This window comes from Pseudomonas sp. W2-17, from assembly GCF_041060445.1.
In the GTDB taxonomy this organism is placed as follows: domain Bacteria; phylum Pseudomonadota; class Gammaproteobacteria; order Pseudomonadales; family Pseudomonadaceae; genus Aquipseudomonas.
This window is the reverse complement of the sequence record NZ_JAUFNS010000030.1, coordinates 26,198-48,189: the sequence shown is the minus strand read 5'-3', so window position 1 is coordinate 48,189 and position 21,992 is coordinate 26,198. Positions and strand designations below refer to the sequence as shown.

20 protein-coding genes are annotated in these 21,992 nt (G+C 63.6%); 13 read left to right on the top strand and 7 right to left on the bottom strand.

The genetic code is table 11. The features are described 5' to 3' along the window. Positions 1-18 precede the first annotated feature (18 nt). From kdpC to QWI20_RS25025, 3 genes are all read left to right on the top strand, one after another. Positions 19-585 carry a potassium-transporting ATPase subunit KdpC gene (kdpC, locus tag QWI20_RS25035; protein WP_369307691.1) on the top strand — a complete coding sequence of 189 codons (567 nt, stop codon included), beginning with the start codon at positions 19-21 and terminating at the stop codon, positions 583-585. Between the two features lie 55 nt (positions 586-640). Further along, on the top strand, positions 641-3,298 hold the full coding sequence (locus tag QWI20_RS25030; protein WP_369307690.1) for a DUF4118 domain-containing protein: 2,658 nt from the start codon (positions 641-643) through the stop codon (positions 3,296-3,298). Between the two features lie 63 nt (positions 3,299-3,361). After that, on the top strand, positions 3,362-4,051 hold the full coding sequence (locus QWI20_RS25025; RefSeq protein ID WP_369307689.1) for a response regulator: 690 nt from the start codon (positions 3,362-3,364) through the stop codon (positions 4,049-4,051). Positions 4,052-4,189: 138 nt separating this feature from the next. Here the strand turns inward: QWI20_RS25025 and QWI20_RS25020 are convergent, their stop codons facing one another. Continuing rightward, a complete protein-coding gene (locus QWI20_RS25020) occupies positions 4,190-5,251 on the bottom strand; it encodes a patatin-like phospholipase family protein (RefSeq protein WP_369307688.1) in 1,062 nt (353 codons plus the stop codon). A 171-nt stretch (positions 5,252-5,422) separates the two neighbouring features. On the opposite strand from QWI20_RS25020, the gene QWI20_RS25015 reads away from it, so the two are divergent. The 6 genes from QWI20_RS25015 to QWI20_RS24990 all read left to right on the top strand — a co-directional run bounded on the left by QWI20_RS25015 (position 5,423) and on the right by QWI20_RS24990 (position 11,556). After that, positions 5,423-5,701, top strand: coding sequence for a hypothetical protein (locus tag QWI20_RS25015; protein ID WP_062381160.1), 279 nt, complete (start codon positions 5,423-5,425; stop codon positions 5,699-5,701). 263 nt (positions 5,702-5,964) lie between these two features. Then, entirely contained in the window at positions 5,965-6,882 is a 918-nt protein-coding gene (locus tag QWI20_RS25010; RefSeq protein WP_369307687.1) for an AAA family ATPase, read from the top strand. After that, positions 6,879-7,835, top strand: coding sequence for a DUF58 domain-containing protein (locus QWI20_RS25005; RefSeq protein ID WP_369307686.1), 957 nt, complete (start codon positions 6,879-6,881; stop codon positions 7,833-7,835). Before QWI20_RS25010 ends, QWI20_RS25005 begins: the two co-directional genes overlap by 4 nt. A gap of 13 nt (positions 7,836-7,848) precedes the next feature. Next, positions 7,849-9,849, top strand: a complete 2,001-nt coding sequence (locus tag QWI20_RS25000) for a DUF3488 and DUF4129 domain-containing transglutaminase family protein (RefSeq protein ID WP_369307685.1) — start codon at positions 7,849-7,851, stop codon at positions 9,847-9,849. A 45-nt stretch (positions 9,850-9,894) separates the two neighbouring features. Beyond that, on the top strand, positions 9,895-10,665 hold the full coding sequence (locus QWI20_RS24995) for a CHAD domain-containing protein (RefSeq protein ID WP_369307702.1): 771 nt from the start codon (positions 9,895-9,897) through the stop codon (positions 10,663-10,665). Between the two features lie 96 nt (positions 10,666-10,761). Then, positions 10,762-11,556, top strand: coding sequence for an acyl-CoA thioesterase (locus QWI20_RS24990; protein WP_369307684.1), 795 nt, complete (start codon positions 10,762-10,764; stop codon positions 11,554-11,556). Between the two features lie 67 nt (positions 11,557-11,623). On the opposite strand, the gene QWI20_RS24985 is transcribed toward QWI20_RS24990, so the two are convergent. After that, positions 11,624-11,845 carry a hypothetical protein gene (locus QWI20_RS24985; RefSeq protein WP_192172193.1) on the bottom strand — a complete coding sequence of 74 codons (222 nt, stop codon included), beginning with the start codon at positions 11,843-11,845 and terminating at the stop codon, positions 11,624-11,626. A gap of 201 nt (positions 11,846-12,046) precedes the next feature. Further along, positions 12,047-12,871 carry a TatD family hydrolase gene (locus tag QWI20_RS24980; protein ID WP_369307683.1) on the bottom strand — a complete coding sequence of 275 codons (825 nt, stop codon included), beginning with the start codon at positions 12,869-12,871 and terminating at the stop codon, positions 12,047-12,049. 197 nt (positions 12,872-13,068) lie between these two features. Between QWI20_RS24980 and QWI20_RS24975 the strand changes: the two genes are divergently transcribed. The 3 genes from QWI20_RS24975 (at position 13,069) to QWI20_RS24965 (ending at position 15,615) form a co-directional block, all read left to right on the top strand. Continuing rightward, positions 13,069-14,472, top strand: a complete 1,404-nt coding sequence (locus QWI20_RS24975) for a transglycosylase SLT domain-containing protein (protein ID WP_369307682.1) — start codon at positions 13,069-13,071, stop codon at positions 14,470-14,472. Positions 14,473-14,574: 102 nt separating this feature from the next. Next, a complete protein-coding gene (locus QWI20_RS24970; protein ID WP_369307681.1) occupies positions 14,575-15,012 on the top strand; it encodes a DoxX family protein in 438 nt (145 codons plus the stop codon). Positions 15,013-15,297: 285 nt separating this feature from the next. Continuing rightward, positions 15,298-15,615, top strand: coding sequence for a class I SAM-dependent methyltransferase (locus QWI20_RS24965; protein WP_282370964.1), 318 nt, complete (start codon positions 15,298-15,300; stop codon positions 15,613-15,615). On the opposite strand, the gene QWI20_RS24960 is transcribed toward QWI20_RS24965, so the two are convergent. From QWI20_RS24960 to QWI20_RS24950, 3 genes are all read right to left on the bottom strand, one after another. Next, positions 15,602-16,540, bottom strand: a complete 939-nt coding sequence (locus QWI20_RS24960) for a hypothetical protein (RefSeq protein ID WP_369307680.1) — start codon at positions 16,538-16,540, stop codon at positions 15,602-15,604. The genes QWI20_RS24965 and QWI20_RS24960 overlap by 14 nt on opposite strands. A 226-nt stretch (positions 16,541-16,766) precedes the next feature. Continuing rightward, the gene (locus tag QWI20_RS24955) at positions 16,767-17,783 is read right to left on the bottom strand and encodes a zinc-dependent alcohol dehydrogenase family protein (RefSeq protein WP_369307679.1); all 1,017 of its coding nucleotides are present in this window, start codon (positions 17,781-17,783) and stop codon (positions 16,767-16,769) included. A gap of 175 nt (positions 17,784-17,958) precedes the next feature. Further along, entirely contained in the window at positions 17,959-18,861 is a 903-nt protein-coding gene (locus tag QWI20_RS24950; RefSeq protein WP_369307678.1) for a LysR family transcriptional regulator, read from the bottom strand. A 99-nt stretch (positions 18,862-18,960) separates the two neighbouring features. On the opposite strand from QWI20_RS24950, the gene QWI20_RS24945 reads away from it, so the two are divergent. Further along, complete coding sequence (locus QWI20_RS24945; RefSeq protein WP_369307677.1) at positions 18,961-20,133, top strand: aspartate aminotransferase family protein; 1,173 nt, start codon at positions 18,961-18,963, stop codon at positions 20,131-20,133. A 471-nt stretch (positions 20,134-20,604) separates the two neighbouring features. Here the strand turns inward: QWI20_RS24945 and QWI20_RS24940 are convergent, their stop codons facing one another. Further along, positions 20,605-21,858 carry a M20/M25/M40 family metallo-hydrolase gene (locus QWI20_RS24940; RefSeq protein WP_369307676.1) on the bottom strand — a complete coding sequence of 418 codons (1,254 nt, stop codon included), beginning with the start codon at positions 21,856-21,858 and terminating at the stop codon, positions 20,605-20,607. Positions 21,859-21,992 lie beyond the last annotated feature (134 nt).

Here is a 21,992-nt window from a genome sequence, read left to right as displayed (position 1 = left end):
CGAAATGAGGAATGAATGATGTCCAGCATATTGCGTCCGGCCGTAAGCCTGATCGTTCTGATGACCCTGATCACCGGCGTGGCTTACCCGCTGGTGGTGACCGGCGTCGCCCAGGTGGCGTTCCCGGATCAGGCCAATGGCAGCCTGGTGTACGACGACCATGAAAAAGTGCGTGGCTCTGAACTGATCGCCCAGAACTTCACCGGCGAAGAATGGTTTCATCCGCGTCCGTCTGCCGGGGCCTTTGCCACCGTCGCCAGCGGCGCGAGCAACCTGGCGCCGAGCAATCCGGCGCTGGCGACCCGAGTGGCCGATGATGCCGCCAAAGAAAAGGTCGACGGCCAGGGCCCGGTGCCGCTGAACCTGCTGACCACGTCCGCCAGCGGTCTCGATCCGCACCTGTCGCCCGCTGCGGCGCAATACCAGGTGGCCCGCATCGCGGCGGCGCGTAATGTGCCTGCCGAGTCGGTGCAGAAACTGGTGGCGGACAACACCCAGAGTTCGCTGATCGGCCCGCCGGTGGTAAACGTGCTGGACTTGAATCTGAGTCTGAATCGGTTACCGTCTGGCAACGCCGTGAACTGACGCCAACGGGCGACGCCACACGCGCGCACATCACCCTGCACCAGGACAACTTTTCGTGAATTCAACCACCCGCGCCGACGCTTTGCTGGTCAATCTTCCCCGGGACGATCGCGGGCGGCTGAAGGTGTTTCTCGGTGCGGCGCCGGGCGTGGGCAAGACCTACGCCATGCTCCAGGCCGCGCACACGCAGATGCGCCAGGGCGTTTCGCTGCTGGCCGGGGTTGTCGAGACCCACGGCCGCGCCGAGACCGAGGCGCTGCTGGGCGGTTTGCCGCAGCAACCCATGGTCCGTTCCGAATACCGCGGGGTCATGCTCGAAGAGATGGACCTGGACGGTATCCTTGCGGCGAAACCCAAACTGGTGCTGGTCGATGAACTGGCCCACAGCAACGCGCCCGGCAGTCGCCACGCCAAGCGCTGGCAGGACATTCAGGAATTGCTCTCGGCGGGGATCGACGTCTACACCACGGTCAACGTTCAGCACCTGGAAAGCCTCAACGATCAGGTGCGCGGCATCACCGGCGTGCAAGTGCGCGAAACCCTGCCGGACTGGGTGTTGCAGGAAGCCTACGAACTGGTGCTGATCGACCTGCCGCCCCGCGAATTGCTGGAGCGGCTGCGGGACGGCAAGGTTTACGTGCCCGAGCAGGCCCGCGCCGCCATCGATGCGTTTTTCACCCAGACCAACCTCACCGCGCTGCGGGAAATGGCCATGCAGACCGCCGCCGCCCAGGTCGACAACGACCTGGCGCTGGGCTATCGGCAGTTGGGTCAGGCGGCGCCCGCAGTGCGCGGCCGTCTGTTGGTGGGGATCGACGGCGACGCCCAGGCCGAGCGCTTGGTGCGTCACGCGAGCCGGGTCGCGCAACGTCGGCACCTGCCGTGGAGCCTGGTGCACGTCGACAACGGGCGCTTTTTCGATGAGCTGGCCCGCAGCCGTTTGCAGAATGCCCAGCAACTGGCCGAACGCCTCGGCGGGGAAGTGGTGGTGCTGCGCGCGCCGGAAGTGGCGAAGACCCTGATTCAGCACGCCACCGAACGCCGCGCGAGTCTGGTGCTGGTGGGCCAGTCGCGGCCTTCGCTGCGGCGTCGTGTGTTGGGCGGCGGGCTGGCGTCGCGTTTGCTGCGCAACGCCCACGGCCTGGAAATCAACGTGCTCGACAGCGAGTCGCGCCCTGACCAGCCGCAATCCACTTCGCCGCGCAATCTGGTCTGGTTCGATTACGCCCTGGCGCTGTTCGCCACGGTCGGCGCCAGCGCACTGGCCTGGGCGGTGTCCAGTTGGTTGGCGCTGCCGAATATCTCCCTGGTCTTTCTCGCTGCCGTGTTGCTGGTGGCCGTGCGCAGCAGCGTCGGCCCGGCGATGGTCTGTTCGGTGCTGTCGTTTCTCGCTTATGACTTTCTGTTCATCCCGCCGAATTTTTCCCTGAGCATCCAGCGCGAAGAAGACGTGCTGACGCTGCTGTTCTTTCTGCTGATGGCCGCGCTGACCGGCAATCTCGCCGCTCGCCAGCGCCGCCAGTTGCAAGCGCTGCGGGACACCCAGGAGGAGACCAGCGAACTGCTCGACCTGTCCCGTCGGCTGACTGCCGCGACCGATCGCCAGGCGGTGCTCAGTGCGGCCGATCATCATCTGGCCGGCTGGAGCGAGTTGCAGCTGTGCGTGCTGGACAACGACCGCGAGCAGGGCTGGAAGGTTGAAGTGGGCGGGCCGCTGGAGTTTTCCGAATTTGAACGCGCAGCGGCGGACTGGGCCTGGCAGCACGGGCAGCCGGCGGGCAAGGGCACCGGTACGCTGCCGTCGGGGAATTGGTGGTGGCTGCCGTTGTGGGTGGACGACGCGCCGATGGCGCTGCTCGGCATTCGTGCCAAACAGGGCCAGACCTTCAGCCCTCAGCGGCGACGTCTGCTCACGGCGCTGAGTCAGCCACTGGGTCAGGCCCTGGCCCGGGCGCGACTGGCCGAAGACCTTGAGGCCGCGCGTTTGCATGGTGAGACCGAACAGCTGCGCAGCGCCTTGCTGACCTCGGTGTCCCACGACCTGCGCACGCCGCTGACCGCCATGCGCGGCAGCATCGACAGCCTGCTGGCGCTGGGCGAGGCGATTCCGCTGGAGGACCGCCGCGAGTTGCTCGAAGGCACCCGCGACGAGGCCGAGCGTCTGGATCGCTACATCCAGAACCTGCTGGACATGACGCGCCTCGGCCATGGCGCGCTGAAGCTGGCACGGGATTGGGTCTCGCCGGGTGACATCGTCGGCAGCGCGCTCAATCGCCTGCGTGCGGTGCTCGCGCCGCTGCAAGTCATGACCGAATTGCCGACGGAGCTACCGCTGTTGTATGTCCACGCTGCGCTGATCGAGCAGGCGTTGATCAACGTGATCGAAAACGCCGCGCGCTTCTCGCCGGTCAATGGCCGTCTGCAGATGGCGGTGAGCGTGCAGAACGAGGAGATTATTTTCGCCGTCAGCGATGAAGGGCCGGGGATACCCGAGAACGAACGGGCGAAGATTTTTGATATGTTCTACACCGCCGCGCGGGGTGATCGAGGCGGGCAGGGGACGGGGTTGGGTCTGGCGATCTGTCAGGGCATGGTCGGCGCCCATGGCGGACGGATCAGCGTGGGCGATGGCATCGACGGTCGCGGCACCTGCATCAGCCTGCACTTGCCGCTGCAGGCGCAGCCCGAAGCGGAAATGGACCAGGCGGTCTGAAACCGCTTTGCGCTACGCTGACGTTCTTTCGTTACCGACTCTTTTCTTCATGACAGGACACCCATGAGCCAGACGGCGACCATTCTGGTGATCGATGACGAGCCGCAGATCCGCAAGTTCCTGCGCATCAGCCTCGCGTCACAAGGCTACAAAGTGCTGGAAGCCGGCACCGGCACCGACGGCCTGACCCAGGCCGCCCTGAATAAACCCGACCTGTTGGTGCTCGACCTGGGCCTGCCGGACATGGACGGGCAGGACGTGCTCAGCCAGTTTCGCGAGTGGTCGACAGTGCCGGTGCTGGTGCTCTCGGTGCGTGCCAGCGAGGGTGAAAAAGTGCGCGCGCTGGACGCCGGCGCCAACGATTACGTGACCAAGCCGTTCGGCATTCAGGAGTTTCTGGCGCGGATTCGTTCGCTGTTGCGCCAGGCGCCGGAGAGCGGTCAGGTGGAATCGGCGGTGGTCATCGGGCCGCTGAACATCGATCTGGCCTACCGCCGGGTGTCCCTGGGCGATGCCGAAGTCGCCCTGACCCGCAAGGAATACGCGGTGCTGGCGCAACTGGCGCGGCATCCCGGACGGGTCATTACCCAACAGCAACTGCTCAAGGACATCTGGGGCCCGACCCACGTCGAAGACACCCATTACCTGCGCATCGTGGTGGGCCATCTTCGCCAGAAGCTGGGCGACGACCCCGCCGCGCCACAGTACATCGTGACCGAAGCGGGGGTCGGGTATCGGTTGGTGAATGGGTGAAGGATCACACTCCGCGGGACAGCCTTCGTGGGACCGGCTTCAGCCGGGAAGGCGTCGGATGCCACACCGCATAGGTGCTGGCTGGAACGCTGACTTGTGGGACCGGCTTCAGCCGGGAAGGCGTCGGGTGTAACAACCTCAATGCTCCTGCTCATACCGATCCAGCGTTTCCCTGGCAATCTGCCGCCCGAGCGCGATCAGCTCTGGCGCTTTGTAGAATTCGAAGAACCGGCACACGCGCTTCGGCACGTTGATCAGGATGTCGGGCGGGTAGCCGGCGATCTTGTATTGCGCCAAGGAGGTCTGCATCACCTCGAAGCTCTGGTTGATCAGATCCAGCAGCGACGCCGGGCCGACGTTGTCGATGATGATCGAGCCGCTGGCCGATCTCGGTGCGCCGGGTTGGGTGGGCGCGGCGGAGGGTTGCTGGCCCTGGGGGTCGGCGGATTCGATGTCAGCCATCAACCACGGATTGCCCGTCAGCGCGGCGGCGCTGGGCTTGAGCCGTTCCTGCGCCAGACGCAAACCATCCTCGCCGGTCAGGTCCAGCTTGCGCCGAAACGGCAGGTGCGAGCCGATGGAGCTCATCAAACCGTCGAAACGCTTCTTCACTGCCGGTGGGCGCTCGATCACCGGCAAGGTGTAATGCTTCTGCGTCGTTGAGTTGAGGTTGACCGCGACGATCAGATCGCAGTGGCTCGACACCACCGGCACGATCGGCAACGGGTTCAGCAGGCCGCCATCGACCAGCGTGCGATTGCCCTGAACCACCGGGGTGAACAGGCTCGGGATTGCCGCCGAGGCGCGCATCGCCGAATGCAGATTGCCTTCCTGAAACCAGATTTCCTGCTGGTTCGTCAGGTCCGTGGCCACGGCGGTATAGGGGATCGGCAGGTCCTCGATGTTGATCTCGCCGACGATGTCGCGAATCTTGCCGAACACCTTCTCGCCGCGAATCGCCCCCAACCGGAAACTCACGTCCACCAGCCGCAACACGTCCAGGTAATCCAGGCTTTCGATCCACGCCTTGTACTCGGGCAGCTTGCCTGCCGCGTAGATCCCGCCAATCACCGCGCCCATGGAACAGCCGGCGATGCAGGCGATGTCGTAGCCGCGGTGTTCGAGCTCTTCGATGACGCCGATGTGCGCGTAACCCCTGGCGCCCCCGGAGCCCAGGACCAGCGCGATGCGTTTATTCATGTGCGGTTTCCACTGTCAGCGTTCGGGCGGCGCGCCAGGCGGCCGATTCATCACACACCAGCGTAACGCCAACAGCGCGAAACGGGTATCGTGCATCGCCCCGCTGTGGCACTTTTGCATCGCCGCACCGTCAAAGCCGCATCGTCGATTTCCTTAGTTGAGGTAACACCCATGAAAGCCTGGATCTGCCTGCCCCTGTTGGCATTGGTTCTCACCGGTTGCGCCGGCAAAACGGCCTACCGCGACAGCTGTGCCACCAACCTTGACGCAGCCTGGCACGAGCTCGATCTGGCCAAGGCCGAAGGTTTCGCCGGCACGGTCAGCTACTCCAAGGCCCTGTCGCTGCTGACCGGCGCCAAGACCCAGCAGCAGTTCGAAGCGTTCGAGGGTTGCTCCGAGAAAGCCGAGAAAGCCCGTTTCTATATCCGTGAGTCCCGCGCCGGTCGCTGAAATCGTTCCAAAGTCCGCAGCCATCAAGCAGTCTTCCTATAGGAGTGAGCTTGCTCGCGAAGCATGCTGTCAGTCGCCATCAAGCTGACCGGGATGACGCCCATCGCGAGCAAGCCCACTGCTACAGTCCCGTTTCGCTCCACCCTGATTATTCCCTCCATTCCCCTATGGCGAAAAGGCCTACGCTGACCGTACAGTGGCTGCACGTCTGGCATCGTCTGCAGTCCTATTAGCCATGAGCAGTCGCCTGGGGAGGCCTTCCGATGGGCAGAAAACTGGATGCGTGTCTCAACGCGATCAATGAAGTGGTGCTGGGCAAGGAACCGCAGGTGCGCCTGGCGCTGACCTGCCTGCTGGGTGGCGGGCATCTGTTGATCGAAGACTTGCCCGGCATGGGTAAAACCACCCTCAGCCATACCCTGGCGTGGGTGCTGGGCTTAAGCTTTCAGCGCATTCAATTCACCTCCGATCTGCTGCCGGGGGACATCCTCGGCACGTCGGTGTTTGATCGCGACACCGGGCAATTCACCTTCCATCCCGGGCCGATCTTCGCCGAGCTGGTGCTGGCCGACGAAATCAACCGCGCCACGCCAAAGAGTCAGAGCGCGCTGCTCGAAGCCATGGAGGAGGGCCAGGTCACCATCGAAGGCGCCACCCGTTTGCTGCCCGATCCGTTTTTCGTCATCGCCACCCAAAACCCGTTCAGCCAGGGCGGCACCTTCGCCTTGCCGGAATCGCAACTGGACCGCTTCCTGATGCGCCTGTCCCTGGGTTATCCCGCGCGCTCGGCGGAGAAAGCCCTGCTGCTGGGGGAATCCCGTCGCGATCTGCTGCCGCGCATCGAGCCGTTGCTGGACCACGCCGAACTGGCCTTGCTTCAGCAGCAGGCGCGGCAGGTGCGGGCCAGCGACGCCCTGGTCGACTACGTGCTGCGGCTGGTCGATGCCACGCGCAGCCAGCCGCAATTCGCCTACGGCCTGTCGCCCCGCGCGAGCCTGGCGATCCTGTCGGCGGCGCGTGCCTGGGCATTGCTCGCCGGGCGTGATTACGTGATTCCCGAAGACGTGCAGGCGATTCTGCCCGCCGTCATCAGCCACCGCCTGCGCGAGCGCACCGACCCGACCGGGCATGGCGGCGGCGCGCTGGTCCAGTGGCTACTGCGTGAGGTGCCGGTGCTGTGATCGAACGCTTCAAACCGGTCTGGCAGCGCTGGGTGGGACGCCGCATTCCCCCGGCGTCGCGGGTCGAGCTGGATCACCGTCGAATCTTCATCCTGCCGACCCGGGTCGGCGGTACCTATGCGCTCATTCTTTTTCTGCTGTTGTTGGTCTCGATCAACTACCAGAACAGCCTCGCCTACGGCCTGACATTCCTGATGCTGTCGGTGGGCGTGCTGGGCATTCTGCACACCTACCGCAACATCAGCGGGCTGATCCTCAGCGGCGGCCACGCGCGATCGGTGTTCGTCGGCGAACCGGTGCAACTGCGCCTGCGTCTGGAAAGCACCGGCCATGGCCATCAGGCGATTGCCCTGGGTTGGGACAGCGAACAGCTAGAGCAGACCGACGTTGAAGCCGAGCGTCTGGTCGAAGTCGGCCTGACCCTGCCGGCGCTCAAACGCGGCTGGATGCGGGCCCCGCGTTTGCGCGTGGAGAGCGTGTTCCCGCTGGGGATTTTTCGCGCCTGGAGCTGGCTGGACCTGGAACAGACCGTGCTGATCTACCCGCAACCGCTGGCCGGCACGATGCCGCTGCTGCAAGGCGTGCAACCCCATGCCGAGGACGACGGCCACGCCACGACGGGGCCGGGCGTCGATGATTATCAGGGCCTGCGCCTGTGGCAACCGGGCGACTCGATGCGGCGCATGCACTGGAAAGCCTGGTCGCGGGGACAGGGGCTGATGGTCAAGGAGTTCAGCGACCTTAGCGGTCACGACCTGTGTCTGGATTTCATGGCCCTGGGTGGGGATATCGAAGAGCGGCTGTCGCGCCTGTGTTACTGGGTGCTGGAATTGTCCCAGCGTCAGCAGCCGTTCGCGCTGCGGCTGCCCGGCTTTATCTCGGCGGTGGACAGCGGCGACGCCCACCGTGAAGCCTGCCTGCGCCAATTGGCGCTGTACGGGGTGCGCGCATGAACGGCGCGGCGCGATGACGTCCTCCAGCCTGGCCAAACCGATCCCCCGGGTCAGCCTCAACTGGTTGCTGATCGCCCAGGCGCTGGTGATCGTGCCCTTCGCCTTGCACGTGCCGGTGGCGTTGATCGTGCTGTGGCTGGTGTGTTCGTTCTGGCGCATCCAGATCTTCCGTATGCGCGTGCGCATGCCAGGCACCTGGATCAAATCTGGACTGCTGGTCGGCACCGCCGGGGGCATTTATCTGGCCCGGGGCAGCCTGATCGGGCTGGACGCAGGGGCGGCGCTGCTGATCGCGGCGTTCATTCTGAAGATGCTGGAAATGCAGAACCGTCGCGACGCGCTGGTGCTGATCTTTCTCGGCTTCTTCTGCATCGCCGTCGGTTACCTGTTCGAAGACTCGCTGCTGTGGGGCCTGTTTACCCTACTGCCGATTACTACGCTGCTGGCGGCGTTGATCGGCCTGCAGCAGTCCGGCATTTCCAGCAAGCCCGCGGCCACGCTGAGGCTGTCGGCCAAGCTGCTGCTGCAGGCGGTGCCGCTGATGCTCCTGCTGTTCCTGTTTTTCCCCCGTCTTGAGCCCCTGTGGTCGTTGCCGCAACCAAGCAACAAGGCGCTGACCGGGCTGTCCGACAGCATGGCGCCGGGGGACATCGCCGAGCTGAGCAAATCTGCCGAGCTCGTCTTTCGCGCCAGTTTCGATGGCCCGCTGCCGCCGCGCAATCAGTTGTACTGGCGCGCGCTGACCCTGGAGCAGTTCGACGGCAGACGCTGGTCGCAGTCTTCGCGGGCGCAGGTGCCGGACGCGCCGCTGTGGCGCCGGGAAGGCGAGCGGGTCAGCTACAGCGTGGTGCTGGAGCCGACCGGCAAGCCGTGGCTGATGACCCTCGACGTGGGCCAGACCGATCTGGCCGGCGTGCGCCAGATGAGTGATTTCCGCTGGCAGCGGCGGCGACCGATCGAGCAATCAATGCTCTACAGCGTCGAATCCTGGCCCGACGCCGTGCGCGAGACCGTGCTCAGCGACGGCGCCCGGTTGCAGGCCCTGCAACTGCCGGCCAAAGGCAATCCCCAGGTGCGCGAATGGGCGGCGGACCTGCATCGGCGCCATCCCGGCACCGACGCGGTGGTGGACGCGCTGCTGTCGTATTTCACGTCGCAGCCGTTCCGCTACACCCTCAAGCCCCCGGCGCTGGGCGCCAACAGCATCGATGATTTTCTGTTCGGCAGCCGTGCCGGTTTCTGTGCTCACTACGCCGGGGCCATGACCTTCGCGTTACGCGCGGCGGGCATCCCGGCGCGGGTGGTTGCCGGTTATCAGGGCGGTGAGCTGAACCCGGACGGCAACTACCTCACGGTACGTCAGTTCGATGCCCATGCCTGGGTCGAGTACTGGCAACTGAACGTGGGCTGGCGCAGCGTTGATCCCACCGCAGCGGTGGCACCCGCGCGGATCGAGCAGGGGCTTGAGCAGGCGCTGGCGGCGGACGAAGAGTTTCTCAGCGATTCGCCGATGTCAGCCCTGCGCTATCGGCACCTGGCCTGGGTCAATTCGATCCGCATGAGCTGGGACAACCTCAATTACGGCTGGCAGCGGTGGGTCCTCGGCTATCAGGGTCAGCAGCAGCTGCAGGTCCTGGGCCGATGGTTTTCCGGGTTCCAGGCGCCGGTGTTTGCCGGCGGCGCGGCGGTTATCCTGGGTCTGCTGGCGCTGTGGTTGTTCAAACCGTGGCGTCGGGAAAGCGATTCGCAGCTGCGCCTGTTCAACCATTTCGAACGTCTGCTCGCCCGGCAGGGTCTTAAACGTCAGCCGAGTGAAGGCGCCCAGGCCTTCGCGCAGCGCGCTGCCGAGCAACTGCCGGCGCACGCCGGGGCGATCAGAGATTTTGTCCGTGAGTTCGAGGCCCAGCGCTATGCCGGGGCAGACGGCTCCGTCGGGGCGCTGCGTCAGCGCCTGAAATTTCTGCGCCGCAGCCTGCCGTGGCGTTTGTCCGCTGTGGGGGGCAAGCGGCCGTGAATCATCAGACATTAATCTTCAATGAAGGAGTGTTTCATGTCAGCGATGGTCGATCACCTGGTTGCCGAGATTATCGGCCTTAATATCAAGCTGCTTGCCTGCCACGCGCGGTTGGAGGTCTCCACCGACAGCGAAGCGCTGCACGACCTGCGCACCAACGTCCGCCGCCTGCGCAGCGTTTTGCGCCCGCTGCGGGGTCTGCCGGGGCTGGATCAGGTGGAAGCGGCCGCCAAGGAGGTCGGTGCGCTGACCACGCCTTTGCGTGACATGCAGGTGCTGGCGGCATTCCTCGATGAACAGGGTCTACCCCAGGCGGCGGCCAAGCGCGAGCAATACCTGAAAACCGCGTGCCCGAAAGTCGCCAGCTCAGCGGAGCTTAATCGGTTGTTCGGCGTGCTGGATCAATTGCCGGCCCTGCTGCGCACCAAGGAACGCCATGGCCTGCTCGACAAGCTGGAGCAGCGCATCGAGAAGCGTCTGGATAAACAGTGGAAGCAACTGCGCGAAGCCATGGGCGACCCTGCCCACGACCGCCATCGCCTGCGCCTGCTGATCAAACGCGTGCGCTACGCCGGCGAGGCCTACCCGGAACTCAGTCATCAGCCAAAAAACATGGAGCGCCGGTTGAAAGCGGCCCAGGGCGCCCTAGGTGATTGGCACGATCACCTGCAATGGCTGGAGCAGGCGCGGCATCAGGCGGATCTGGCGCCGTGCGTGGCCGGGTGGGAATTGGGCATTCATCGTGCCGAGCAAAAGTCTGACCAGGTTCTGGAGCGTTTGTACAAGGCGTGCTTTGGCAAACATTCTCCACGCTGACGCCGGCTGGTCCGCAGGATTGGCGCTTATCAACCCTGTCCTGCAGCGGCTGCCTCGTTACCATTTGCCCATCCCGCCTGCCACCCTGGAACCCCCATGACATTCTCCGAGCTGCTTGATGCCGTCCGTGCCCATCCCGAATCCGTCAGCATCCCCGCCTCATGGGCGCAGGGGCGGGCCTGCTTCGGCGGGCTGATGGCGGCGCTGATGTATGAAGCGATGCGCGCGAAGGTCTCGACCGAGCGGCCGGTTCGGTCGCTGGCGATCTGTTTTGTTGCGCCGCCGGCCATCGACACGCCCATTTCGTTTGAGGTGGAAGTCCTGCGCGAGGGCAAAGCGGTCAGTCAGGTCTTGGGCCGGGCGATCCAGAACGGCGAGGTCATGACCCTGATTCAGGGCAGCTTCGGCGCGCCCCGCGAGTCGATGATTGCGGTGCAGGCCGAGCCGGCGCCGGTCTTCAAGCCGGTGGACGAGCTCCAGCCGTTCCCGTTCGTGTCGGGCGTGATGCCGGAATACCTGCGCTTTATTGATCTGCGTTGGGCGCTGGGCGGCCTGCCGTTTTCCAACACACCGTCACCGGCGATTGGCGGCTATGCACGGCTGCGCGATGTGGAAGAGGAGCCCTTGACCGAAGCGCATTTGCTGGCGCTGGTCGACACATGGCCGCCCGCCGTGCTGCCCCATCTGAACAAGCCGGCGCCGGGAAGCTCGTTGACCTGGACGATCGAATTTGTGCAGCCGTTGCCCGCGATGACCACCCATGACTGGACGCAGTACCGAGCGGCGATCGAGCATGCCCGCGATGGCTACGGTCATACCGCAGCGGCGCTGTGGACGCCGAAAGGGGAATTGGTGGCGATCAGTCGCCAGACGGTGACTGTCTTCGGCTGATCAGAGGTGCGTTTGCTGACAACGTCATCAGGTGACGCATCTCTGTATCGGGCAAAAGCCAGGGACCTTATTGGCCTCTGGCTTTAATGGCTTGCGCGGCAATCAGACCCAGCACACCGATGGCGGCGGACGTCAGGCTGCTGTTGAACGCGCCGTCCAGCAGGAGCAAGCCGGAGACAATGGACAACGGGAACGCCAGTGAGGACAACACGGCGTTCGACGGCAGACCGTCCTTGCGTGATGGGTTGAAGAATTCGCCGATGTGAAGATCCGTAATGAACTTGGGCATGACGCTTACCTCGGTGAAACGTGAACAAGAAGTGTTTTCGATAGAGGTGAGAATAGGCCAGGAGGTTCACTTCGGCGAATCGAGGATTGCTATCAGTTCGATAGACAGCATTTAACCCGCTGTAGTGTTGAGGGATGAGCCGACGCATTCGCGAGCAAGCTCGCTCCCACCATGTTATGGCGGTCTTGCCAGACTGCACGTTCAGGATGCTTGAACGGGGGCTGCAACCACCGGCAACGAAAAGAACGCCCGAGCGCAGTCGGTGGTGTGGGCCGCGACGTCGTCCGGGCTTTCGCCTCGGTGCAGCGCCACTTCGCGCAAGACCTCGGGCAAATAGGCCGGTTCGTTGCGGCCGTTCTTTGGTTTGGGCCGCAAGGTGCGGGGCAGCAGGTACGGCGCGTCGCTTTCCAGCATCAACCGGCCGCGGGGAATTTCGCGGACCAGCGGGTGCAGGTGCGTGCCCCGGCGCTCGTCGCAGATCCAGCCGGTGATGCCGATGTGCAGGTCCAGATCCAGATAGTTGAACAGCGCGCGTTTTTCCCCGGTGAAGCAATGCACCACCGCCGCCGGGAGCTGATCGCGGTAGTCCCGCAAAATGGCGAGCAGGCGCTCGTCAGCGTCGCGCTCATGGAGAAACACCGGCAATTGCAGCTCGACGGCCAGTGTCAGATGCGTTTCCAGAACCTTTTCCTGCTGCGGGCGAGGGGAGAAGTCGCGATTGAAATCCAGCCCGCATTCACCCACGGCGCAGACGGTCTCTTCGCGCAGCAGCGCCCTGAGCTGGCTCTCGGTTTCGCCCGTCCAGGCGCTTGCCGAGTGCGGATGAATGCCGGCAGTGCTGAACAGACGTTGGGCGCTTTCATCGAGCCGGCGCGATAACGCCAGGGCCTGTTCGCTGCCTTCGACGTCGGTGCCGGTGAGGATCAACTGGCCAACGCCGGCGGCGTACGCGCGTTCCACCACCTCGTGTTCGCGGGCGGCGAAGCTGGGGTTGGTCAAGTTGACGCCAATGTCTATTAGTTGCATGGTGCTACCTCAGGCCAGAGGCCGAGAAGAATACCAGAGCGATTGAAGCGATAAAAAACAAGCAGGCTCAACTGCTTGGAATACCCACTCCTGTGATCCCGCTTTTGTTGACGCATGCCGCGATGCACGCGACGAGCCGTTCAGCTGCGCGACACAGACTTCAAGCCCGTTTTTTTCGGCCTTTCATCGGAGCGTCAATGATCCGAGCGTCCCTGTTTTCCCTGATGTGCGTCATGGCCGTGCCCAGCCACGCGTCGCCGCGCCCCGCCGGTCCGCCGGTGGTGATCAAAAAGAGTCAGGTGCGCGACCTGCCGGCGATCCGCAGTGGCAAAGTCCTGCGGGTACTGGTCAATCAAAGCCGCAACAGCTCTGCCGAAGTTCAGGGTGAGCCCGTCGGCGTCGAGTGCCGTCGCTTGCAGGCATTCGAAACCTACCTCAACAGTCACGCCCGCGACGGTCAGAAGATCTCCCTCAAACTCATTCCCAAAGCCAAGGACCAACTGCTTGCCGCGCTGCAGCGGGGCGAAGGTGACATGGTCGCGCCGGGCGAACTGCTCGACGCCAGCGCCGCCCGTTACGTCGACGCGTCTGAACCGGTGGTCGCCCAAGTGCCGCTGGTGGTGGTGGGCGTCAAGGGTGAGCGCGGCCTCCGGCGTCCCGAACAGCTCTCCGGCCGCACGCTGATGCTCACCAGCGGCAGCGCCGCCGATGAGGCCATCCAGCAGCTGAATCAGAAGCTGGCCCTGCGCAAGCTGCCGCCGGTGAAGATCGAATGGGTTGACCCGAGCCTGGCCGTGGAAGACGTGCTGGAAATGGTTCAGGCCGGTGTTTACCACCTGACCGTGGTCGAGCAGCCCATCGCCGAGCGCTGGGCCAAAGTGATGCCGAAGCTGCGGATCGACCGCGCTGCTGCCTTGAGCGATCCGGGGGACATGAACTGGTTCGTGCGCAAGGACGCCGTGGTGTTGCGGAGCGCCGTCGACCGTTTCCTGCAAACCTACGAACCGCCGCGCAATCAGGACGCCGCGTTCCAGACCGCCTACAAGGACCGCTACCAGATCCACAATCCGCTGGCGCGCGAAGACCGTCAGCGCTTGGAAAAACTGCGTCCCACGCTGCAATTGCACGCCGACAAACAGAAGATGGACTGGCTCGATCTGGCCGCCGTGGCCTTCAAGGAGTCGGCGCTCAACCCGGTTGCCAAGGGTGGCAGCGGCGCCACCGGTCTGCTGCAGATCACCCCGTCGGCCGCCCAGCGCGTCGGCGTCGACAACATTCACGACCTCGACGGTAACGTGCAGGCGGCGAGCAAATACATGGCGCTGCTGCGGCGCAAGTTTTTCGCCAGCCCGAAAATCAACGAGCGTGAGCGCATGGCGTTTACCCTGGCCGCCTATAACCTCGGCCCGGAGCGGGTGCAGGCCATGCGTGCGGAAGCGAAGCGCCAGGGGCTCAACCCGAACCAGTGGTTTTTTCAGGTCGAGCGCGTGGCCATGGAGCAGGGCGGCAAGAACGTCGTGAGCTACGTCAACAGCGTCAACAAGTACTACTTGGCGTTTGACCAGGCCCGCAGTTCATTGGAGCGCCCTGATACACGCTGACAGATCTAAAGAATCGATACGTATGAAGCGTATTTTGCGATTTTCATATTTATAGAAGCGATTAAGATGGTGCCATTCTCAAATCAAACGGAATTAACCGCCATGAATGCTCAGCTTAAATCGATCTTCAACACCCACGCCGGTTTCGGCATCACCGGCCTGCGGATTCTCATCGGCATCATCCTCATGGCCCACGGCAGTCAGAAGCTGTTCGGTATGTTCGGCGGCTATGGGCTGGAAGGCACTGGCCAGTACATGGCGAGCCTGGGCCTGAACCCTGGTTACCTGATGGCGTTGATGTCCGGCAGCGCGGAGTTCTTCGGCGGCCTGGCGCTGTTCCTTGGCTTGCTGGCACGGCCTGCGGCGCTGGTGGTGATCGTGATGCTGGTGGTGGCGATTCTCTCGGTGCACATCCACAACGGCTTGTTCATGGCCAACAACGGTTATGAGTTCGGACTGGCGCTGATCGCCGCTGCGGTGGCGGTGCTGTTCGAAGGCGCGGGTCGCCTGTCCGTCGACCGATTGCTCGCGCGCCGCTGATTCTTCCGGTCAAATCCGTAGCAGCCACATTCGTGGCAAAACAAAATCCCCGGCCTCTCAGAGCGCCGGGATTTTTTTGCATCCGGTCAGACAGGAGCGCGACGGTATCCGTCGATTGACAATGCCTACGGCGCTTCTCTAGGATGCCGTTCATGCGCCGATTTAAACAGCTACTTGCGGGGCGCCGGGTGACGGTCATTCGTCATCGAAATTCCGCTAAAGCGCTGGTTCGGTGTTGCCTCTCACCGCTGCCCAGCGGATCAATGAGGCAGAGAAAACGACACTATGAGCAGTCATTCCCACCCGCGTCCCCTCGTTCGTCTGGCCCCCATCGCCAGCCAGTTCAATCGTCGCAATCCACAAATCCTTCTGGGCGGCGCCCATCAGCCGACGTTGCTTCGTTACCTCGACGGCTGGCCGCGTCGCCAGGGCGGCCCGCACGCTTTCCTCATTCAATTCATCGAAACCGACGATGCCCTTGAGCGCTTCAGCAACGACCAGTTCGACCTGGCCGTGATTCAGGCGCCCGCTGCCGAGCGCGCGGAGGCGGTGATCCATCAACTGATCCGCGTCGCCCGACAGGGTTTGATCACGCGCTGCTGACGGCTCGCCGCCTGGGTTGCAACGGCTGATCGGGATGGCGCAGGTTGAAGCGGGCTCGCACAGCATTGGCGTGACGGCAATGGGCGACCAGTGCGCTGCGCAGGGTCCAGTCGGTGTTGATGATGTAGAAGTTCTGGATGAAGCTGTTGTCGTCCGTCGACGCAAACCACTGATCGATCTTCCCGCTCAAGTCACTGGGCGCGTGCAGCGGCAGTGAATACTTGGCGCACTGGATGGCGGTCAGGCTGAACTCGGGTTTGTTTTCCACCGCCACTTCGTTGACGAACGCCTTCAGGGTGTTGGTGTTGAACAGGTTTTCTCCCGGCCAGCGCTGCTTGACCCCGTCCCACAGCAGCTCGTTGCCGGAGCTCCTGTTATAGGCAAGCACGACGTTTTTGCCCGGATGATCACGCCAGATGCCTTCCAGCGTCAGCCTGCTCAGCTGCCGAGGCACGGCCCTCGGGCCAAGGCTTTTGGTCAGCAGGGTCTGAAATTCCCGGTGGGTCAATTCAGTGAAATCCTTGAACTGATGGAAATCCAGAATGACGATTTCCCGCGCCGGGGGGCCGTTCTGTTCCAGTTCTTCAAAGAATGCATGGACGCACGCCAGAATATCTCCGGCGACCGTGCGCCCTGACGAGGTCAGGTGGAACAGCTGAAAACGCCGCGGGTCACCCTTTTCATACTTCGAATAAAACGCCACGCGCAAATCCAGCGCGCGCACCCCCTGGCGCAATTGCTCCAGGGGCGCGACGTCCTGGGCCATCTCCTGGGGGACGGCGAAGTTGGGTGACAGCTTGTCGCTGCCGGCATTGTGGGCGCCGGGGAGGATGAGTTGGTCGATGCGCAACCGTGCGAGTTCGGGGGTTTGCGCCATCCAGTCGAGATGGGGCGGACGGGGTGAAGCCGGTGGGTTGAGGGGCATGCAGTCATTCCTTGACGTGTGGTGAGGCTCCGGGGCGGAGCGGGGTGAGCGGTCATTCGCTCGCAGTCCTTTCCCGGAGTCTGGCCGTCGTCCCACGGAGGTCAACCCTGCGCCCGCTTCGCAACTGTTGCGCGATGTAAGGGCACGGGTCGGGCTCAGGCGTTTATTGATCCTGCGACCGCGCGCCGGGCAACCATGGCCGGTGCGGAGTTGACCTGCATGGCGCTCATCTGACTTTCAGCACCACGCGACCGCGCACCGGGTGCTCGTCGAGGTGGTTGTGCGCCTTGCCGAACTGCTCGAAGGGCCAGGTGCGGTGGATGTCCGGCTTGAGCAGGCCCTTGGCCGTCAGCTCGTTGATGGCGTCCAGCGCGCGTTGCAGGGCGGGGCCATTCTGCTCGATGCCCAGCTCCGGTTTGCCGGTGAAGTTTTCCAGGCAATGCACGTGGAAGCGCATGTTCTTGCGGAAGGCCTGCTGCGCCGGGAAAGGCGTTTTGTTGCCGCCGCGCAGGCCGTACAGCACCAGACTGCCGCGGGGCGCCAGCACGTCACCGAGCATCGACATCTGCATGCCGCCCAGGCCGTCGAACACTGCTTCGATGCCATGGCCGTGGGTCAGCGACTCGATGCGCAGGCCGATGTCGTCCTCGTCGGTGACGATCACCCGATCGGCGCCGTTCGCCAGCAGGTATTCACGGTCTTGCCCATGGGGCGTCGCCGCGATAACCCGCAGGCCCAACGCCTTGCCCAACTGCACGAAGGCAATGCCGGGGCTGTACGTCGCGTCGGTGACGAGCACGGTCTGGCCCGGTTGCACGTTGGCAAGCTCGACGAAGGCAAACCAGGCCAGCAGCATCGGCGTGTAGTGAACGCTGGCTTCCACCGGCGTCAGTGCGTCCGGGTAAAGGGTCAGGGCATTGCGCGGGACCATCACGTGGTCGCCACACACCGGGTACTGGTTGGCGCTCATGGCTTTGAAGCTCGCCACCTTGTCGCCCACCTTCAAGTCAGTCACGCCAGCGCCCAGGGCTTCGACGACGCCGGCCATTTCGCTGCCCAGCCCCGCCGGCAACTGCACCGATGCCAGTGACAGGTTCTGTCGCCACAACACGTCGTCCCAGCTGATGCCGATGGCTTCGGCACGAACCAGCACTTCCTGTAGGCCGGGGGACCGGTCAGGCTGCTCCTCGCAACTAAGCACATCGGCTTTGCCGAAGCGATGGAATTTGATGGCGCGTGACATTGTTGACCTCGATGCCTGTCGTTGAGTGTTGCAACGACTGTATCGAGGGGGGCCACGGGGCACTATTTCTGTCGGTCGATACCCGACATGCCTGCTATCAATTCGCGTTGCTGATGTTGCACGCGGCCGTTTGATTCCGGCGTAGGACGCAAGCGGCCAGTGGGGTTGTGAACGTTTACTTGCCCCAGGCGCGCAATGCGTGTTCGACAAACTGCCGCACCTTGGGCAAGCGGTAGCGGTCCTGGGGGTACATCAGCCACAGCGTGCGGCTGGGCGGTTGATAGTCCTGCAGCAGTGGCACGAGCTTTCCGCTGGCGATGTCCTCGCTGATCAGCACGTCGGGCAGCATTGACACGCCCATCCCGGCGAGCACGGCCTGGCGCAGCGCCGGCGTGCTGTTGACGATCATCGAGCCCGACACCGGCACCTCCATCACGCCCTCGGGCCCGGTCAGGCGCCATAACTTGTCGGCGGCACGCCAGTCATCGCCGGCCGGGTAGGCGAACGCCAGGCAGTCGTGGTCGCGCAGCTCGTCGGCGGTTTGCGGTGTACCCCGACGCTTCAAGTAGGGGGGAGCCGCGCAGATGGTCAGGGTGTAGTCCTGCAGGGGCCGGGCGATCAAGGCCGAAGATTCCGGTGTGCCGAGGCGGATGGCGGCGTCGAAACCGTGCTCGATCAGGTCCATCGTCTGATTGCTGAGCACCACCTCCACCTTGATCTCCGGGTAGCGCTGGACGAAATCGCTGAGCAGCGGCGCCAGGCGTTCAGCGCCGAAGGCTGGCGGGGCGGTGACGCGTAAGGTGCCGCTGGGCTCGGTCTGGGCCTGTTCGGCCATGCGCTCGGAATCATTGACCAGCCCCAGTACTTCGACGCAACGCCGGTAATATTCGAGGCCAAACTCGGTCAGGTTCTGCCGGCGGGTGGTGCGCTGCAACAGGCTCACCCCGAGACGTTGCTCTAAAGCCTTGAGGTGATTGCCGACCATGGTCGTCGACATTTCGCACTGGCGCGCGGCCGCGGTCATGCTGCCGCCGTCCACCACTTTGACGAAGACCGTCATTGCCAGAAACACGTCCATTATCAAGCCCTGCTTTAAAGTCACTGAAGGAAGGTGGTCTTTATACATCAGAACGGGCTAACGATACTGGCATCACTCACCCGTGATGGAGCCACTGACATGACCGCCGCCTGCCTGATGAACACTTACAAACCGATGCCCTTGAGCTTCATTCGTGGCGAAGGTGCGCGGCTGTGGGATGACAGCGGCCGTCAGTACCTGGACGCCGTCGCGGGTGTCGCCGTGACCAACGTGGGTCACAGCCATCCAAAAATTGTCGCGGCGATCAGCGAGCAGGCCCGGCTGCTCTTGCACACGTCCAACCATTACCGCATCGACTGGCAGCAGAAGCTGGCGCAACGGCTGACCCGGCTGTCGGGCCTGGAGCAGGTGTTTTTCAACAATTCCGGCGCCGAGGCCAACGAAACCGCGCTCAAGCTGGCGCGTTTGTATGGCTGGGCCAAGGGCATCGAGCATCCGCTGGTGCTGGTGATGGACAACGCCTTTCACGGCCGCACCCTCGGCACGTTGTCGGCCAGCGATAACGGCGCCGCGCGGCTAGGTTATCAGCCGATGTCGGGGGAGTTCGTGAAGGTGGCGTTCGGTGACATCGTTGCGGTTAAACAAGCGACGTCGACGTATGGCGAGCGCATCGTCGCGGTGCTGGTTGAGCCGATTCAGGGCGAGGGCGGTGTGGCGTTGCCGCCGCCGGGCTATCTGAAGGCACTGCGCGACCATTGCACTCAAAACGGTTGGCTGATGATGCTGGATGAGATTCAGACCGGCATGGGTCGGACGGGGCGCTGGTTTGCGTTCGAGCATGAGGGGATCGTGCCCGATGTCATGACGCTGGCAAAGGCGCTGGGCAATGGCATTCCCATTGGTGCGTGTCTGGCGACGGCGGCGGTGGCTCGGCTGTTCACGCCGGGCAGTCATGGCAGTACGTTTGGCGGTAATCCGCTGGCGTGTCGGGTGGGTTGTACGGTGTTGGATATCATTGAGGATGAGGGGCTTTTGCGCAATGCGGCGGTGCAGGGTGAGCGGCTGTTGGCGGGGTTACGCGTCGCGCTGGCGGGGCACGCTGATGTGGCGCAGGTGCGGGGGATGGGGTTGATGATCGGGATTGAGTTGACGCGGCCGATTCGGGATGTGTGTCTGGTGGCGGCGCAGGAGTATGGGGTGTTGATCAATGTGACCCGTGGGCAGACGATTCGGCTGTTGCCGCCGTTGGTGATTGATGCAAACGATGTGGGCAGGATTGTGGCAGGCGTAGTAGGCGCGCTTCGCGGTTGAGGTTTTTAAGATCAAGAGCGTCTGCCTGGGGGCAGACTGTTTCGCCTTCGGCGAGTTACTTGGAAAAGCACCCCAAGTAACCAAGGGTGCTTGCTCCTGGTTGGGCCCGACTTCGTCGGGTTCCCTCACTTCGACGACGCTCCGTGGGCCCGCGCCGAACGGACATCCATGTCCTGACGGCGCTCTCGCCGCATCCATGCGGCTCGGCCCACTCCGCGTCGTCTGCGTTCAGCCTGCACCAAAGTCGCGATTGGTGTCGTCTGGACTTTTTGCGTCGTAATGATGATCAAAGGCGAAAATCAAAGCCCGTCTTATGTAGCCCCGCCCAATTTTCGACGCAACCCAAAAGCTGGCAACTCGGTCTATCAGGCCATGGCACGTTTAAGCAAATGTGGGAGCGAGCTTGCTCGCGAAAGGCCCGCAGGGCATCAAAGTAGCAATCTATCGACAAGCGCTAAGCAGCCCCCCGCTCTATTTCCCGGACAATTCCATGATCATCGCCGCGGTCAGGTAGAGCCTCGGGGCGATGCTGGTGAGGTCCATGTATTCGTCGTCGGCGTGGAGGCCGGCGCCGACGACGCCCATGGTTTCGAGGACGGCGGGTTTTTGGCTGTCGGGGACGTAGGCGTAGCCGGCGTCGGTGCCGAAGCGCATGGCGATGGGCTCGAGGGTGCGGCCGGTTTTGGCGTAGATCGCCTGGGCGGTTCTGGCGAGGGCGTCGGTCGCGGGGTTTTTTGCGAGCGGGGGTCGGCCTTTGTCGAGGCGGAAGGTGACGTCGGTGCCGTCGATCAATTTGCCTTGCACGATGCGCTGTCCGTCGGCCAGCACGCGGTCGGATTCGCTCAGGTCTGAGTAGCGCATGTCGCCCTCAGCCGCGGCGCTCGACGGGATGATGTTGCGCTTCTCGCCGCCTTTGATCAGGGTCCAGTTCACCGTTGTGCCCTTCGCCGGGTCGCCCAGGTCCTTGAGCTGCACCAGTTGGTGGGCCAGTTCCATGGCGGCGTTGCGCCCGGCTTCCGGCGCGGAGCCGGCGTGGGAGGACTTGCCTTTGACGTCGACGAACACGCCGTTGATGCCGTTGGTGGCGACTGTCACGGCGTCCTTGTCCGGTGGCTCGAATGAGAACACGTAGTCGTGCTTGCGGGCGAGTTCGGCGATGAGGGCTTTCGAGCCGGCGGACCCGGTTTCTTCGTCAGGATTGAACAACACGGTGATCGTGCCGAAGTCCTTGAATTTCTGGTCTTCCAGCAGCTTCAGGGTGTGCAGCACCATGGCCACGCCACCTTTGGCGTCGGCGACACCGGGGCCGTAGGCGTGATCGCCGTCGACGCGGAAAGGCCGCTTGGCGGCGGTGCCCGGACCGAAAACGGTATCGTAATGGATCATCAGCAGAAAGGATTTGCTGCCCGTGCCCTTGAGGGTGCCGACGATGTTATCGCCCGCCGACGGCGTTGCTGGCGTGGTGTCCACCGTTGCGCCAAGGGCCTTGAGCCGTTCGACCAGCACCACGCTGACCATTTTCAGACCGGTCGCCTGACCGGTTCCGGTGTCGATGTCGACCAGTTGTTTGACGGTGGCCAGATAAGGTTTCTGCTCGGCCTCGGCCTTCTTTAATAACTGCTCGGGGGAGATATCGGCGGCGTAGGCGCTGCCGGCAAAAAGGGCGCCGCCACTCAACAGCGCGGCGAGGATGGAAGTCGTCAGGGCGGTACGTCGAACGTGCATGCTGGATCCCTCAGATGATGGTCGAGTTGTTGTGACGTTGTTGCCGTAGGATAGAACAGTCAGTATCGCAACTTTGAAGCCCTTCGGGCCTTTCGCGAGCAAGCTCGCTCCCACATTTGCTTAAACGTGCCATG

Coding starts and splice junctions, on each gene's coding strand:
- QWI20_RS24965 (WP_282370964.1), top strand. CDS start 15,298: ATGAGCAGTCATTCCCACCCGCGTCCCCTCGTTCGTCTGGCCCCCATC.
- QWI20_RS25010 (WP_369307687.1), top strand. CDS start 5,965: ATGGGCAGAAAACTGGATGCGTGTCTCAACGCGATCAATGAAGTGGTG.
- QWI20_RS24950 (WP_369307678.1), bottom strand. CDS start 18,861: ATGGACGTGTTTCTGGCAATGACGGTCTTCGTCAAAGTGGTGGACGGC.
- QWI20_RS24940 (WP_369307676.1), bottom strand. CDS start 21,858: ATGCACGTTCGACGTACCGCCCTGACGACTTCCATCCTCGCCGCGCTG.
- kdpC (WP_369307691.1), top strand. CDS start 19: ATGTCCAGCATATTGCGTCCGGCCGTAAGCCTGATCGTTCTGATGACC.
- QWI20_RS24995 (WP_369307702.1), top strand. CDS start 9,895: ATGGTCGATCACCTGGTTGCCGAGATTATCGGCCTTAATATCAAGCTG.
- QWI20_RS25015 (WP_062381160.1), top strand. CDS start 5,423: ATGAAAGCCTGGATCTGCCTGCCCCTGTTGGCATTGGTTCTCACCGGT.
- QWI20_RS24945 (WP_369307677.1), top strand. CDS start 18,961: ATGACCGCCGCCTGCCTGATGAACACTTACAAACCGATGCCCTTGAGC.
- QWI20_RS24980 (WP_369307683.1), bottom strand. CDS start 12,871: ATGCAACTAATAGACATTGGCGTCAACTTGACCAACCCCAGCTTCGCC.
- QWI20_RS24960 (WP_369307680.1), bottom strand. CDS start 16,540: ATGCCCCTCAACCCACCGGCTTCACCCCGTCCGCCCCATCTCGACTGG.
- QWI20_RS24985 (WP_192172193.1), bottom strand. CDS start 11,845: ATGCCCAAGTTCATTACGGATCTTCACATCGGCGAATTCTTCAACCCA.
- QWI20_RS25020 (WP_369307688.1), bottom strand. CDS start 5,251: ATGAATAAACGCATCGCGCTGGTCCTGGGCTCCGGGGGCGCCAGGGGT.
- QWI20_RS24990 (WP_369307684.1), top strand. CDS start 10,762: ATGACATTCTCCGAGCTGCTTGATGCCGTCCGTGCCCATCCCGAATCC.
- QWI20_RS24970 (WP_369307681.1), top strand. CDS start 14,575: ATGAATGCTCAGCTTAAATCGATCTTCAACACCCACGCCGGTTTCGGC.
- QWI20_RS25025 (WP_369307689.1), top strand. CDS start 3,362: ATGAGCCAGACGGCGACCATTCTGGTGATCGATGACGAGCCGCAGATC.
- QWI20_RS24955 (WP_369307679.1), bottom strand. CDS start 17,783: ATGTCACGCGCCATCAAATTCCATCGCTTCGGCAAAGCCGATGTGCTT.
- QWI20_RS24975 (WP_369307682.1), top strand. CDS start 13,069: ATGATCCGAGCGTCCCTGTTTTCCCTGATGTGCGTCATGGCCGTGCCC.
- QWI20_RS25000 (WP_369307685.1), top strand. CDS start 7,849: ATGACGTCCTCCAGCCTGGCCAAACCGATCCCCCGGGTCAGCCTCAAC.